Source organism: Candidatus Omnitrophota bacterium, from assembly GCA_026387175.1.
Classification (GTDB): Bacteria; Omnitrophota; Gorgyraeia; order 2-01-FULL-45-10; family 2-01-FULL-45-10; genus CAIMPC01.
The window spans coordinates 170986-188846 of sequence record JAPLME010000011.1; the positions used below are offsets into that span (position 1 = coordinate 170986).

General features: G+C 46.0%; 3 protein-coding genes and 1 riboswitch. All 3 genes read left to right on the plus strand.

What is annotated here, in order from left to right; all coding sequences use genetic code 11:
- Positions 1–23 precede the first annotated feature (23 nt).
- A riboswitch (TPP riboswitch) is annotated at positions 24–132 on the plus strand.
- A gap of 162 nt (positions 133–294) precedes the next feature.
- The 3 genes from NTY76_07115 to NTY76_07125 all read left to right on the plus strand — a co-directional run bounded on the left by NTY76_07115 (position 295) and on the right by NTY76_07125 (position 17857).
- Entirely contained in the window at positions 295–1068 is a 774-nt protein-coding gene (locus tag NTY76_07115; protein ID MCX5678860.1) for a sulfide-dependent adenosine diphosphate thiazole synthase, read from the plus strand.
- Between the two features lie 131 nt (positions 1069–1199).
- Positions 1200–5105, plus strand: a complete 3906-nt coding sequence (locus tag NTY76_07120) for a 4-alpha-glucanotransferase (protein MCX5678861.1) — start codon at positions 1200–1202, stop codon at positions 5103–5105.
- A 224-nt stretch (positions 5106–5329) separates the two neighbouring features.
- Positions 5330–17857, plus strand: coding sequence for a cysteine peptidase family C39 domain-containing protein (locus NTY76_07125; protein MCX5678862.1), 12528 nt, complete (start codon positions 5330–5332; stop codon positions 17855–17857).
- Positions 17858–17861 lie beyond the last annotated feature (4 nt).

Consider the following 17861-nt stretch of genomic DNA (forward strand, 5'->3'; position numbering starts at 1 on the left):
CTGTAGATGGTTAATATCTGATCTATGACATATAGGGGAGGTCGCGTTACGGCCTGAGAGTTCCGCTAGAGCGGATTACCCGATGAACCTGACCTGGATAATGCCAGCGTAGGGAGTAGAAGTAATTTTATATACCCTTGTGCTCACGGCATGGGGGTTTTTTATTGCATCAAACCAAAAGGCCGATGTCAGAGACATCGGCACTTAGCCTGTAATGCGGCTGAATAAACTAGGCCGATATCAGAGATATCGGCACTTAGCCGACAATATGGCTGAATAAACTAGGAGGCAGGCATGAAACTGGATGAGATCAAGATTTCTAAGGCGATAATAGAGACCTATAATGACAAGCTTATAAAGGCTCTGGACGTCGATGTGGCCATCGTGGGCGCCGGGCCGGCAGGCATGGTCTGCGCATACTATCTGGCGAAGGCGAAGAAGCACGTCGTCATGTTCGAGAGAAAGCTGTCGGTGGGCGGCGGCATGTGGGGCGGCGGCATAATGTTCAATGAGATAGTTGTCCAGGAAGAGGCTAAAGAGATCCTGGATGAGCTCGGCGTCAGGACTCGGAAGTATGACAGCGATTACTATCTGTCGGATTCGATCGAAGCGGTGTCCACCATCTGTTCGAAGACGGTAAAGGCCGGCGCCCAGATCTTCAATCTTATAAGTGCCGAAGACATCATGATCAGACAGAAGAGGGTATGCGGGCTCGTCCTGAACTGGACGGCAGTCGAGATGGCAAAGCTTCACGTGGACCCCATCACGATGAGGGCGAAATATGTCGTAGATGCTACGGGCCACGCCACCGAAGTCGCGCGCATCATCGAGAGAAAGTCCGGCATAAGCCTTAAGACCAAGACAGGCAAGATCATGGGCGAGGGCTCTATGTGGGCGGATGTCGCCGAAAATATGACATTGAAGAATTCCAAGGAAGCCGCACCGGGCTTCTACGTCTGCGGCATGGCCGCCAACGCGGTATTCGGCGGACCGAGAATGGGCCCGATATTCGGAGGCATGCTCCTCTCCGGCAGGAAGGTGGCTAAAGACCTGATCAAGTTACTGTAGTTCAAAAATGTTAGGTAGGAAAAAGACAGCTTTCTTTCTATTAATTTAACAAACATGTGTGGTAAAATTTATCACACATGTTTGCCTATAGAACCACGCATAGCATATCACTAAAAGTTATAGCAATAGGCATGGTGTGCCTATTCTGCACGAACATAGTTGTCCTAGCCAACACAGATATCCTCGCTCCTATCGTCGGAAATCCAGAAGTCTACAAAGCGATGCAGGGCATGATGGAAGAGCGGCTTGCTGTCCAGCAGAAACCGGCAAGTGAGCCATTTCAGCCAGAATTTGCGCTCAAATTGCCGATCATTAAAATCGATCAGCCCGGCGCAGTTATATTTAACCCAAAGCTCAACTTCGTCCAGGGTAAGTCTTTGGACACCACCCTTATTAATACAACGCGTTCTGCAGAAGAAGTGCGGGCGCTTTTAAAAAATATGCCGCGAGGCACGAAGCTCTTTATTAAGGGCCATCTCAGAGGCGTTGACGGCCCCGGCTCATCTCTTGATTTGCCGGAATTCCAGATAAAACTTACGCCCCAGGGTAGTGTATTAATAGAACAGATCCCCTCCACTCCAACCCTTGCCAGCGAATTCAGTGTTACGGTACAGTTTGAGCTTCTGCCGGACAAAGATGATAGTGATGTGATCGAATACGTAGCTCCGGACTATGGCATTACCCAGGAGAAGCCCTACAGGGTTAAAGGCGGCGTCAAACTTAATACTGCCACTGAGGATACACCATGGGAGACGACGCCGAACGGCCAAAAGGACGGACCTGCGTTTATATTCCGGAACGTATTCGGCCTCGGCGGTATACGCATAATCTGCGCGGATACTGACGCGATGGCTTTAGCCGGCGGTATGGAGTCGTCCAATGTATTTAATGTCGCTCTGATAGCCGCCGCGAGTATGTTAAGCGGCGCTAATCTATCGCAGGCAGATATATTCAGCCTCGCAGTGAAGCTTGAAAATAATGAATTTAAAGGATTGACGGGCGGTCAGGGACATCTTTGCTGTATGCTCGGAGGCGCTTACAGGCATTTATGGCTTTCGGGCCTGACCGACAATGCGGGTGAGTTGGTTAATCCTTATGCTGCGCTTTCAGTGCCATTTCTATCCGAGGGTCAGCTTAGCGCGATCGAGGATCACATGTTCCTCGTGCAGGCCGGAAAAGAATTCGAGAACGGCGAACCTAAGGTCAAGCGGACGGCATCCCTGATCAATTATATGTGGACCGACTTATTGAGGTATAACGATGCGGAAGGTTTAAGACTGCATCAGCAGAAGATAGCGCTCGCCGGGCAGTACACAAAGGCTCTGCAGGAAGGGAAATTCGAAGATGCGGTAACTGCCGTGAATAGATATGTTGATATCAGGGATGAACTGTGCCGCCGATGGATGGGCCTGGTGATAGATCATCATCTCGGTAGAGATGCGCCAGAATATGTGAAAAAATATTTTGCGCCGAAGGTTTTTGATAGATCGAACGAATATTATGAGTTCTACGATGTGGTAAGGAATGTAATAAATAAGATGGACGAGCGCAGGGCAGAAGGCGCGCAAGACTATGAGACAATAGCGAAGAATACAAGTTTTTATACTTACGAAGGCACAGGCGTTCTCGTGCAGAAAGCCAGGAAAGAGGGGATAGCTATCATGCCTCTGGGCGCCGGCGGGCCCGGAGCCAATCTTGTCGCGATATCTGCCCGTGGAAGCGCTCACCTGAAGAGTTTCCTGGAGCGGGAGGGCATATGGCAGTTTACGGCTGAAAAAGCCGAAGAGGCCAAGAAGATAATAAGAGGGTTTATAAAAACCGGAACGATCAGAGGATATATGCAGTTCAAGGTCGGCCGGGAAGGGCTAAAGATAGGCGGATTCGACAGCCTCACCGGCATTCGAGTGCCTGAAGGGCCGGTGCAGCTATCCAAGGTAGTCGGAACCAAAGCGGCGCCGGACTGGTGGTTAAAGAGGCAGATGGGCGGGATACTCTGCCCTCTCTTTTCTGGGAAGCGGCAAGGCGACCAGGGGATTGGCGATCTGAAGTGGCTTGAATCTTTCATCGATTTCATGTCGAAGCAGGACGCCGATTTTCTTGTGCAGCTGCCGACCACACAGATAAATCCGACCGATTCCTGCCCATATGTCAGCATAAGCTTATTTGCCAATAACGCTATCTGTTATCTCCCTCTCGACGAACTTATTTCAGCTAAAGAAATGAGTAATTATCAGAAAGAGTTTGTGAAGATGTCCGCCGATGCGGATATGGCAAAAAAGTTAAACTCCGCTCTATCCGCCCAGAAAATAGACTACGCGATTATCGTGCCGTATAAAGAATATTGTCTGCGCCAGGAATTTGAGAAGTTGTATCCCGGCATCGCCCTAGGCGATAATTCGGGATTCAATGCTTACGTGAAAGAGAATAAAGACTGGATAGAAGATTACTCTCTCTTCCACTCCTTATTAAATTATCACAACGGCCGGGCATGGTGGGAGTGGGATCGTCAATATAAGGAAAGGGATGCTGAAGCGCTTAAGGCGTATAGTCAAAAAAATAAGAAAGAGATCCTATTTTATCAATATCTCCAGTGGCTATATTACTCACGCTGGCAGAAGGTACGCGCGTATTCCCGCGAGAAAAACAAATTTATTATAGGCGATGCGCCTATATATCCTGCGCCTAATAGCGCGGATGTCTGGGTGAATCAGGATATCTTCGATATGGCCAAGAACGCAGGCGCGCCTGCCGAGCCCATAGCTCCCGACGGACAAAATTGGGGAACGCATCCTTACAGATGGGACGAAAACTACTATAAAGTGATCGGATTCTGGGAGAAGCGCATAAGATATATGGCGCGATTCTATGATGGAATAAGAATAGATCATCTGCTCGGTTTGTGCTCGGAGTGGCTTATAGATGTCGGCCAGCATCCTAAGACAGGAAAATTTTATCCTGAATCTCTGGAAGCAGGGGCTGCGATGGGCGAGAAGATCCTCCGCCACCTGGCAAAAGCAGCCGAAGAAGAAAATATACTGCTTATCGGCGAAGATATAGGCTATAGAGACCATATTATAAGGGAGATGATAGATAACCTCTCGCTGGAACTGCCGAATCTATTTTTATATAATCCCGTTGGCTGGCGGCAAAAACATATGGCTAATAGGCCCCATACCATGGTCGTGGACGCGACACATGACACGCCGGCCACATTTGCCGAGCGTTATGACGGATTGCATGATGGGGACCGCGGTCAGGTGAGAGACTTTTTAGATGTGCACGGCATTCAACCGGTTTCCGAAGACGCAAACCATATGGAAGAGCAAGTTATCGCGGCAATGGAAAGGGAGAGTTTTTATTGCCTCACTTTGCAGACAATAGTGGGAGAAAGAGATGCGCAAGTAAATGTACCTGGCGAAGTAGGGCCGCATAACTGGTCGTGGCGGGCGCCGCCGGTGGAAGAACTTTTAAAAATGGAGCACCTCGGTTATTTCCCGAAGCCGGCCAGTGCCACAAAAGAAGTTATAGGGGCGCTTCCGCAGGAATGGCTAAATGATGGGAATAAATTCAATGCCGCCGAATTCATTAAATATCTATCCAGCCTTCCTCGCAATAATAATAGAATCCTCGAACAAGATAAAACAGCATTTATATTTTCAGAAAACGTCACCTTCGCTAATGGCTTGGGGGTGCTCTTACCGAAATTAGTTAAATCCGGTATGAAAGTGGCGGTAATAGCTACCAATGACAAGGAGAGGGCGTTGATCGACGAGTTAAATCAAAATAAACCTGATGATGAAAGAATAATTTATGCTGACACAATCATTGAGGCAAGAATAAAGGCCAAAACGGCAAGGTATTATTACTTTAAAGTTAATGGCGATCCTGATACGGATTTGTATAACGTCACTACATTCGATATAACGGACATAGTTAAGAAGATAATAGATGCTATAGGCAAAGTCAGCGGCATAGTGGAGCGCGAGAGGCTGGAGCTTCTCCATGAGGCGGCCCGGAAATTCGCGCAAGCCGCATAATTGTTTAGCCGCACCCCTTGTTTTTCCTATAAACCGTGCTATACTTTAGTTAAGACGCTTATGAGCGTCAAAGAAGTTCGCCCGTCTATCGGATAAATTAAGACGATTTACGATAGACGGGCTTTTTAATGCCTAAATGGCCGATTTGATAAATAATCAAATTATTCTTGACAAAAAGTAAATAATGTGGTATGCTTGTCTTGCAATGAAAAGTGAGACAGGACATGATAACCACACTGAAGACTAAAGCACCTTTTAAGGCTATGGCGCTCGCCATAGCCTTTTCTTTTCTATGGCAGCAGATCTTATGGGCCGGTGATCTGGCAGCCACCACCCTCGAAAACTTGAATCAAGAACAATCCCAAACCTTTGCGCCCGACTATCTTCAAAATCAGCAGACGGCCAGCCAGAGCATGATAACCCAGAAGCAGGATGTGGAAGATACCATCAATTCGCAGGCCCAAACCGCAAACAATATCTCCGGCAATACAAAAGAATCCTCCGATAACTCTATAGAATTACAGGGCCCGAAATCGGCCTCTTCCGGCCAGGCCGGGGCAACCTCATCTTCCACTATAATAGAGGAAGCTGCGAATGCGCCTGAAGGCGACGGCGCGATACTTTCCGTGACTACAGGAGATGGCGATATCGTGCATTATGCGGATGGCGCGATAAGTTCCATTGAGAAGAAAGACGGTACGGTATTACGTGATCTCGTAATAGGCGAGAATAACGAGCTTATCGCCGCGAATATAACATATAAGGATGATACCAATGAGATCGTCGCAAACGGTAAAGTGGCCAGGCTAACAAAACCCGATGGCACGGTCTTCGAATACAGTGGTGAACTGATCACGAGGGCGACCTATCCGGACCCTGACAATCCGGAAGGAAATGTTGTCGACTATTTTTACTCTGTAGATAATGACAATAATATCATTGAAACAAAGCTTAAAGATTCTGAAAAATCATCTTTTTATGACAAAAACGGCGCGCTTATAAGAGTCGAATTTAATACCGGGAAAGTAATTGAATACGATAGCGATAAAAACGACGATACCGATAACGGCATTCTTTCGAAAGTCATTACCGAAGATGGGAAGATATACATTTATGAGAAGAGCGAAGATGCCATTGACGGAGAGACGGTGTACACCGTTAAATTGAAGGAGATAAGAGACGGCGAAGGGAATACATTCCGGCTTGAAGATAATAATATCACGGAGATAGAGCTCTCAGATGGCACCATATTAAGAAACTTCGAGCTTGATTCTTCCGGTAACCTGGTCTCCGGAAATATAATATATAAAGATAACCCGACGCTCCGGTCCATTCTGGTCGAGAATAAAAGGGTCAAAGAAGTAAATGATGTAAATGGCGTCAGGACCACGTATCGTTACGACCGGATTAATGAGGCAGGGGATATCGTAAACGCTACCATCGAGATAGACGACGGCTCCTCCGCCGTAGAAACATACACTTACACGAAGGACGAAGAGACGCTCGGCGTCACCATAACAAACGGCGATAGGACATGGAAATATAACTCCGCCTGGGTCCTGGAAAGTTTCAGCGACAGTGAGGGGGCCATAAAGCATCACTATTCACCCCTTGCCGTTTATGCGGGATCGACCTTCACATTAAGTGACGGCACCATTAAGGAATATAACGATAATAAGAGCCTGATAAAAACAATCCTTACTGACGGCACTGCTTATGAATATTATCAAAGCGGCAAATTTGCCGGGAAGCTTCAGAAGGAGGTGTCCCCTGACGGCAAAAGCATCATTTACGACTATAAGATAACGCCTGAAGGTGATCTCGTCGTTTACAAAAGAACGTCATATGACAAGAGCTCATCCTACAAAAGCTATTATGCTACCGACAACGTAAATTACACTACAAATCCCACGCTTAAAGCGAGTTTTAATTTAGACAGCGACAAGACATATTCTTCCGCCTATGCGAGCGCGTCCTATTATAACTACAATGATAAATCGGTAAGCCTCTCTTTAAGCTTCTACAATGAAAAACCCTATCTCTATTACTATTCCTATAATTACAAAACCAAACAATATGTTTACGACTATAAGCAGCTGGATATAACCATAAATAAAGACACGGATTACACCGTAGAATATATATGGACCTCTACGGGTGTTAATATATATCTGTATAAATCCTCCGGAACGAGGCCCGGGACTGCTCTATACACGATAGCCGATAATAAATGGAACCCGGTTTTCTCCTTAAGCGGCAGCAACGCCCATTTAACACTAGACCCTTCCTCGAGCGGCACATACACAGGAAGCGAAAGCGTCTCCACGGATTATAATAATCCGCTAAAGGGCGGCCCTATGTACGCCGCTGAATTCACCTTCGACCAGAATGCCGCCTCCAGGTCCTTATATTATAGTGTTTATGGCAACAACAGCGCTTCTTACGATTCTATATACTTTAATTATTACAATAATACTCCGAGCTTAAGCGTCTATCACTACGACTACAAGACCTACCAGTACACAAATAAGACTATTCCCGTAAATGTCGCCTTTAATAAGGGCGCGACCTATGTCATGCAGACAAAGATGGAAGACAATGTTCTAAAACTTTATATCTACGAGAAAGGTACCGCGCCGGGCGATCCCATCTATACTATCGAGAACGCCGTCTGGAACCCGCAAGTCTATTCGACGATAAGCGGCGGCCGGATGAATGTCGAGGCGTACGATAACCTGGAAGTGTATAAATATGGCGATGCAGATGGGACCTTACTTGAGCGCAATAGCTACGCGGACAAGGCCCTCCTTACCTATATATACGATGACGCGAGAGAGGTGATAGGGAAGAAGCTCGCCCTGGAAGACGGCACAAAAAAGATATATGATGCGTATAATAAACTCTTGACCGAGACAAAAGCGAATGGTGAGATCGCGGCATATGAATACGACGCTTCAGGTAACGTCATATCTATAACTCCCCGCTTTCCGGACGGCACCGGCTACACATATTACGATTCCGGGGCCTTCCAGGGCAAGCTCAAATCCGCGGCCATTCCCGATGGAAAAGTCGTATACTACGATTATGCCGTAAATGAAAACGGCAATCTCCAGGTATATAAAAGAGTATCATATGACAAATCTAACCTTTATCAGAGCATTTATTCTAATAATTACATACCGGCTTCCATAAACCCCGCCATAAAGGCCTCGTTTAAATTGGACAGTTTAAAAACATACTCCTCGATCTACATGAGCGCTTACTATTATAACTACAACGATAAGTCTGTGAGCCTTTCATTAAATATCTACGGCCAAAAACCAACCCTATATTATTACTATTATGATTACAAGACCAGGAAGACCGTAAGTGATAATAAAGAACTGAATATAACTGTAAATAGGAATGTCGTTTATAGCATAGAATTTGCATGGAGCCAGAATGGCATTAATATATACCTGTATGAAGCGTCCGAAGGCCGACCGTCCGATCCCGTCTATACGATAGCTAATTCGAACTGGAACCCGCGTTTCTCATTAAGCGGCAGTAACGCTAATATTATTTTTGACCCGACTTCAAGCGGAACTTATACTAACTCGAAGAGTGTATCGACGGATTATAATAATCCGTTAAAGAATAGTCCGATACATACGGCCACATTCACATTTGATTCGAATGCCGCTTATAAATCGCTTTACTACGGTGTTTACGGTTACTCATCCTCATCCAGCGATTCGCTATATTTAAATTACTATAATAATACTCTTACTCTGTGGGCATATCACTATGACTATAAGACCTATAAGTACACCAATACCACTATCCCGTTAAATATCAAAATTAAAGATAATACCGCCTACACCCTTAAGACCAAGATCGAAAATAATACGCTCAAGTTTTACATATATGAGGCGCTCACTGCGCCGGCGGATCCCGTATATACGATAGAAAACGTGTCGTGGGATCCTCAAGTTTACGCCAGTATCTCCGGCGGTGATATGAATGTAGAGGCGTGCGACCATCTGGAGACGTACGAGTACAATACCACCGCCGGCATTATGCTCGATCAAGACGCTGAAGCGCGTTTAAGGAATAAGAATATCGTTATCGACGACCCATATAGCGCGATACCAGAGTATGCGCTCCTCTCTGATGCCCCCATGGTATTTCCAAACGGAAGAACTGATATCATAAATGCCGTTAATCCGAATATGGATTTTTCAATAAGCCTGCCGGCTGGCGATCCGGACAATAACCCGTATTTCGATACGATAAAATATGATCAGAATAGAGTCCTGAAAGAGATCCTGAAGCCCAGTGGCGAGAAGATATCATATAGAGACGGGCTGGTAGATAATATTTTAAGCTCTTCCAGCACGACTTCTTATGGCTATCGTTTAAGCGGTCTTGGTAACGTGGATGAGATAACGGTCGACCGCGACGGCATAAAACGCATTTACGACAAATACGGCAATATAAAGAGCTTAAGCCTCGATGACGCGACTAAGATCGTATATGAAAACGGCAAGGTCAAAGAGATCCAGAAAGCCGACGGCACGACGCTAAAGAATATGACGTTCCGCGACTCCGGAGAGCTTGATAGCGCGCTCGTATCTTATCCGGACGGAAGCCTCGCCCTTTACGATGACGCGAAACTCCTTCAAGCCATCAGCGCGTCCGGCGATATAACAGATTACAGCGATGGGAAGATCCGCAAAGTTACGCTCGAAGACGGCACCGTATACGACTGGTCTTATAGTGGCGATAATATAGTGATCTTAGATAACGCTAAAAGCGAGAAGAGGACATATCTCGAAGGCAAGCTTATCAGTCTCGAGGAATTAGCGGGCTCTAAGCTAATTACACGATATTATTATGATGGCACCTCAGGAGATCTTACTAAATCGGAGATATGCCGGAATAATGAAATTCTCTACACATACACTTATACATATGAAGACGGCCTTACTCTCGTTCGCGATGAGGATGGCAATGTCCAGGCCTACACCAAAGATAAAAAACTATCCTATATAATCGATTCCAAGGGTCGGAAATATTCCTATACCTATGTCGGCAAGAACGAAGGTTATGTAGAAGTATATTTCCCATCGGGAAATAAGGCGAAGTATGACTTAAGCGGCAATATCATCGAGATCACAAAATCCGACGGCACGGTGATAAAAGACATTACCTTTTATAGCGATAATACTCCGCGAAACTTCACCTATATTAAGGACGGCGCTACATACAAGGTGGAAGAGGGGAAGATAGGGGAGATGCTATCGAAGGATGGCGTAAAGACCGTATATTACGATAACGGTTTTGTGAAATCGTTTGAGACAGAAGCCGGGGATCTGACAGAATATCAATATTTCGTGAAAGACAGTAAGGTGTTTAACAGTTCATCCGCGCTTTTGGATGGTGATTTTAACCAGGTCAGTCTTTTTAATTCAAATTCCACCACTTATCTCACGCTATCTCAGGATTCGCTCCGGTTCGGAACCGGGACCGACGGTGTGAAGCACGTAACCGCCAATGAGACATTGGAAGCCGGCACATACAACTTTGAATCGCTTATGATTGATGCGGGGAAGACTTTAACGATTGCTTCCGGCGCTATCATAAAGGTGCTGGGTACAATTACCGTGAATGGCGCCATATTCTGCGGCGGTTCTTTAGATATATACGCCCCCAGTTTCAATGTAGGCGCTTCCGGATCCGTCACAGGCGCAGTAAATATCAAGTGTAATACAATAAATAACGCCGGTATTATAACCGGTAACGCCTCGATAACAGGAACGCTTAGTAACGGCGCGAATGAATTGGATAGAGACGATAGTTTTAGCGGCTGGGCCCATTACCTTGATTATAATCCGGGCTCTGGGGCGCTCTCGCCGCGCATAACATTCCCTTCATGCACCATTAGCTCTGTAAAGTGGCAAGCAGGTGGCGGCGGAAGCGGAGATAGCCAGGGATACGGTATTCTCTATCTTTATATAGACGGAGTTAAGACCCAAGTCTCACCGACATACTATTGGGGAAGGTGCCCCGGCAGTTTTAATACAGGCGTCGCTACGATAAACGGATCCTGGAATAATGTTACCGGCATTGAGTATTATATCGAGACGGATTCAACTATAGGTGTGGCTAGAGCTTATGGATACGAGATGCAGGCTTTTATTGGGACCCCTACGATAGAGTATATTAGCGGCAGCCCCGGCACAGTTAATACTACACAGTCCAGGCCCATCGCCAGTATCAAACAATCCGATCACCCATCTTCCAGTTCCTTCGAATCCGGCGTTATAGAGCTCAATGCGCTTGACCTTGGCTCTATATCATGGAGCCAGGAACTGCCTGAAGGCACAAATATCACATTTCAGACGAGGACAGGGGATACGGCTACGCCTGATTCTACGTGGAGTGAGTGGTCGACTAAACTAACCAGTCCGGCCTCTTCTCAAATAACCTCTCCGACAGGCAAATATATCCAATACAGAATTAATCTATCCACTACTAATCCGGCTGTGACGCCGCTTTTGAAGCTCGGAGAGAATAGCCCGATAACATTTGGTTACAGCCGTGCTCCATCCGGGTCGAGCGAGCTGCCCGGCATATATTGCGCTACGATGTCTAAAGGCGGCGTCACATCCGATTGTGATAAGAACAGCCTGGCAAGCCTCATCTTTAACCCCGACTACATGGGCGCTATCACGGACGAGATCCCCGATTATTTATTAAACGGCACTCAGAAAGAGCTGTATTTGAAGGATTCAGTTATCATATCGGAGCTCACCGCGATCACGAATATAGACGGGACGACCACGGAATATTGCCAGGGACAGATCTCGAAGACCACCAGATCTGACGGGACCATAATTAAGAGCGTTTCTTTCGATGCCGATAATAACGCGAAGGATTTTACCTATTCTAAAGACGGCAGTACATACATAGTGAAAGACGGGAAGATCGATACCGTAGTAACCGCCTCAGGCGAGAGCGTAAAGTACTATTCATACGGACTGATCGAGAGCACCGAGGCTGCAGGCTCTAAAAAGGAATACGAATATGGCATACAGACCACTGAAAATTACACGACAAGATCGATATTCCAGGATGGATCTTTTACCAGCGCATCCATTTTAGGACATGGCTCCACCACCTATCTCCAGCTCTCGAAGGATTCACTCCGGTTCGGCACAGGTTCTGACGGCGTGAAGCACGTAACCGCGAATGAGACTCTCGAGGCAGGCACATATAACTTCGAATCGCTTATTATCGATCCAGGGACGACTTTAATAGTCGGCCCCAACACCATAATAAAAGTGCTGGACACAGTCACCGTAAATGGCGCTGTATTCTGCGGCGGTTCCTTAGATATATGCACCCCTGTTTTCAATGTCAGCTCTTCCGGGTCCGTTACCGGCAGCGTGAATATTAAATGCGACGCAATAAGCAGCGCCGGCATTATCACCGGCAATGTCTGCCTGACGGGAGCGGGCGGATCTGGCGCTACCACAGATGATAATTTCGGCACTTGCATAAGCGGCTCTCACGGGGCCGGCGGCAGCGCTGCTGTGACATTTCCAAGTTGTAACATCTCAAAGGCCAGATACAGGGCTTCGCTTGGCAGCTATGGCCTTCCCGCATATGCCAATGTTTATCTATGCGTTAACGGATCGTGGACTTGCATAGCAAGTTATGCAGGAGCCGGTGATTCCGGAGAGGTGAACAATACAACCGGTTGGTCCAATGTGACGGGCATGATGATGACAGGGCAGTCACTTAACGGCGATTGCGTATGTTCTGTATATAACCTGTATGAAATGCAGGCCATTATCGGCCAATCCACGATAGAGTATACGAGCGGCAACCCCGGCATAGTCAATACCACACCGTCCAGGCCCACCGTTAACATTAAAGCGTACGATTATCCATCATCAGGTTCCTTCGAATCCGGCGTGATAGAGCTTAATGCGCTTGACCTTGGATCTATATCGTGGAACCAGGAACTTCCCGAAGGCACAAATATCGCGTTCCAGACGAGAACGGGGGATACGGCTATTCCCGATTCCACTTGGAGCGAATGGTCCGAAAGCCTGACAGATTCTAAAGGATCCGACATATTATCTCCTGGTAAAAAATATTTCCAGTATAAGATAAATCTGTCAACTGCCGACCCTTCAGTAACGCCTAAGGTACTTCTCTATAGCACTCATGGCATATCGATCAGCTATATTAAGGTTTCTGACAACCCTCTGGATCCTTATGTGAAAGTGAAAGAAAATAACACCACCTCTGCATACAATAAATCAGGAGTCTTGATCTGGACCGAAGACGCCGCCGGCGTAAGAACTGATTATGATCCGGCGAATTCTGAAGGCACCGTTGACCTCGCGCTCCTTAAGTTCGACTCATCATACACGGATTCTCTCACCCAGGATCTTCCTTCCTCTAAACTCTCAGACTCGCAGAAAGTGATAACCGTCTATGACCAAGGGAACGACACTCCCGTGGAGGTAATAACCGCAGGTCAATCGATCACTTATTTTGATGAAGGTTTTGCCACCAAAGTTGTCGATAAGAATGGAGTTACGCAAGTTACCTATACTTATGATGAAGACAAAAATATTATAAAGGTTGAATTTGTCGACGCTCGGCAGAAGCTCGAAGAGAATTACGAGAAAGCCCTGACTGAGATAGTTACCCAGAAGGATGCGGCGCTTGCCAAGCTCGTAAAGGCGGATGCCGCCGCCCGGGCCGATATACTCGCCAAATCAGCGGATATTCAAAAACAGATAGATAGTGAAAGGTCGCGTTTAATCCAGGAAAAGGCTAAATATGATTCTGGTGTATATGACCTCTCCGAGTTTGACAGAGCATTCAGGGAAATAGACGATTATGAAACACGTCTTCATCAGCAGACTCAGGACGCCTACACGGATTTAGACAATCAAATCGCCTCTGCCAAGGCACGAATAGAATTCGACGCCTCGACCGCGATGTGGGACCTTATCGATAACGACTACAACAAGATCCTGGGAGATATAGTCCAAAAGGAATCTTCACCGTTGATTTATCAATATTACAGAAAGATACTGGGCCGGGATCCTGGTGATGAAGACCTCTTATATTGGGCGAATATCGCGAAGACTGAATTAAGGCCGCTTACTGCCTCTGAAATAACCCAGTATTTGAAGGATCTCCCGGAGTATGCGGATCGGGAGGCTAGAAAGCAGAATATAATAACGAGCCTTACAGATTTCTTCGCCCAGTATCTATCCGCATCCGATGCCGATAAAGAGTCCATACTCTCGTCATTAGGCCTTACCTTGGATGATGTAGCTACGTCATTGCGAGGTGCCGAAGGCACCGAAGCAATCTCCGGCATTATTTCCTGGCTCTCCGGCCAATCCCTGCACTTTGGGGACAGCGCTTTTGAAACTATTATTGCGATGCTGAAAGATAACGGCATAGAAAAGTCCTTCGAAGATATAGGTAAAGATGCGCTTAAGGTCGATATATTGACGGGCGTAATAACTAAAGACACCGAAGGCGATCTTCTTATATCGATGTATGCCATGCGGAAGGCCGCCGAAGCCAATGGCCTTACCTTGTCTTCCCAGAAGATATCCTATGACGACCTGAAGGACCAGGTTTCGAGAAATAGCGTTATAGTTCATATCGACGGTAAGCATTATGTGCTAGTGACAAGTATCAATGACGCGGACGGCACCATTACCTATATAGACCTCACCGTCGGACATAATGGCCAGGCGATGACCCTTTCAAGGGCCGAATTCATGGAGAAATGGAGAGGCTATTCTCTGTCGAAGGAGCTCTCCTATAATAAGGATCTGCCCAGCAATCCCTCCAAAGAGATAAATGTAACTCAGGAGAAGAATATAAGGGGAAGCGGCTGGTGGAGTGACTTCTGGAGAGGCATTGTCAACTTCTTCCAGAGGATAATAGCGCCTATAGGCGCAATTCTTCTATTTACACCCCTTGCTTCTGTAGGAGCCATATTAATAGGTATCAATGTTGTAGTGCAAACCATATCTTTTGTTGTGCATACAGGCACTTTAATGGATGTAGTCTGGTCGGTTGTAAATGCTGTAGGTTCCGCGATATGTTCTACAGTGCTCCCGAACATATTCGATGCGGTGAGGGGTGCTTTTCAATCGATAGGAAGCGCATTTAGCAGTGCGTTTAGTTCTATAGGACAGGCAATTCCGATCCTTGGCAAAGTTTTTGGTGCGCCGATGGAAATATTTCAAAGCCTTTCCGGAGCGGCTACCGATATAGCGACAAGAATATGGAGCACCACAGGATTTACTGAAACGGTAAAAGATGTAGTTCTGAGCATAGGAACAAGGATCATTGAGCAAGGTGTTAGTCTCGGTGCGAACTATTTATTTAAGAGTATGGGCCTTGACCCGACGTTAGCAAGCATAGGCAGCGCATTGATTTCCGGAGCCATTGCTGGTTTGGGCAATCCCAATATAGGGATTGTCGGTGGTATTTTACAGTCCGGTGTTATTTCCGGCGTCGACCAACTTGGTACTGCTTTAAAGCTCGATCCTAACATCACCAGTCTCGCCGGTATGATGGCTGGCTCTATTATAGGAGGTTCCGTATATACCGGAACAGGGGAAATATCATATCAGGACCTTATAAAAAGTATCTCACCATACATATACAGCGAATGTGCGTATATTGGTGTAACAGATGTGGGTGAACTCCTCGGTATCGATTCGCGAATATCCTACTTGGCGGGGGTGGGGATACGGTCAAGTATTAATATAGGTTATGGATCAGATGGAATATTCGACTGGAAGGATGCATGGAGTGGAGTGCAGCAGGGGTTGTTGCAGGGGATTACTTCAATCGGAATAAATTACGCTACGCAGGAGTTGGGGCTGAATCCGCTTTTGGCCAACATAGGCTTCTCGGCTATATCCGGGGCTATAAATGCGGGCATACAGGCTGCCACAGGCGATAGTAAGGATATATTCCAGAGCCTATTTAAGACCTATACGGATAATGCCTTAACCTTCCTGGGCTATGGCGATCCTTCAAATGCGTGGCAGCAGGCAGCGTATATAGCCCAGATACAGGATTTCACAAAGATAGTGACGGAGAAAGGCTTTGTTGAGGCATTGAATACATATGGAGCCAGCTTCTTTAATAGCGTGGCTGTCAATTCAATCGTGCAATCTGGTATGTCCATTGGCCAATACTTTGCCAAGGCTCTTGGCGAGAATCGATTTTATTCAGAAACCATAAATGGTAAGACGTATAAAACTGTAGAGATACGTGACAAGAATGGCAATCTGATAGGTTCCAGTGGCATGTTCGAAACCATAAAACTCCCAAGCGGTGAAGAGGTGAGCGAGTTAGTGGGTAAGCGCGAAACCACAACTGATGGATCATTTCTCGGCATTGGTAACCTCGGAGTTGACGTTTACGGTAAAGTGGGTTTCACCGACGCAGAGCTCGCGACGACTTATGATGGTATACGAAGGGAGAGTCAGACCATAGATAATGGATTGCAGGTTTATGCGGATGTGTGCGATTTACATAGTGGAGACGTCCTGCTTACCATAACGCCAAAGGATGTTGGAGGTTGGAACATATACAGCGAAGATGGGGAGTACGTGGATGCTAATATAAAAGAATTTTCCATAGGGTATGACATAAGTATTAAAAACAGCGAAACAGTGCGATATCTTTCAACCACTATGAATTGGCTTACGGAAGAGCAGCGTGATATACTGAAGCGGATAGGATATAGCGATGCTGAGATAGATAAAATTTCTTTGGAAATAGGGTTGGTTATCGATGATTCTGGAAAAACTATGTTACAATACAGCATAGGATCTGACATTCAGAAACTAATTAACGTAAGCGGAGCGCTTGGAAATGAATGGCTAAACAGCTTAAAATTGGATGTAAATATTTTCAATCATGTAAGCAATGAATTGCTTGATGTGACAAGTTATACAAAAAACACACGGACGCTGATTGACACAGAGAAAGGTATATCTGCCGTTGATATGCTTAATTTGGAAGTATTCAAGCCGGAAGAGTACTTGAAATATGCTTTCACGATAGAAGGCTTTTTCCAAAAAATAGGTTACGAAAATTCGGTTTGGGAAATGTCTGTTAATGACGCGGCTATTGAGGTGGGTAGCGTTATAAATAGCGGACTCGCAAGATTCGTGTATGTGCCGGGAATTAATACGGCAGTAAATGATTTGAGCATGGTGCAAAAAATAAGTGATATGTTAGGCATGGATAGCGTTAACAAAACCGTTGTTATTGCTCATAGCGCCGGGGTTGATGCGGCTGTACGTTCTATGAAATATGCAAAAGCCGATAAGTATGTTTTTATATCCCCGAGATCGGAAGCATACGCTATTTATAAAATAGCCACAGAGAATGGAATAGACCTGCGCAATATAATGATAATAAATTCAGAAGGTGATATCCCAAATTGGAGCGGTAACCAGAATTATTGGGAGCAGTGTCCCAATGGGTATAAATATACATGGGAAAACGTTTATATTAAAAATGACGTGAGTAAAGAAGTAAATCTATATGATTTTAATGCGCGTCATAGCTGGGCCATTAACTATTGGGTTGACGGCGCGACGGCCGATGGAGATTATTTCAATATCTACAAAGACGGTGTAATGCAAGACGAGCCGTCTACAATGACAAAGGTAATAAAAGAATTTATAAAAAAATAATATT

What these genes read in the sequence shown, in the direction of transcription:
- NTY76_07115 (MCX5678860.1), top strand. Translation starts at nt 295, where the DNA reads ATGAAACTGGATGAGATCAAGATTTCTAAGGCGATAATAGAGACCTAT.
- NTY76_07120 (MCX5678861.1), top strand. Translation starts at nt 1,200, where the DNA reads ATGGTGTGCCTATTCTGCACGAACATAGTTGTCCTAGCCAACACAGAT.
- NTY76_07125 (MCX5678862.1), top strand. Translation starts at nt 5,330, where the DNA reads ATGATAACCACACTGAAGACTAAAGCACCTTTTAAGGCTATGGCGCTC.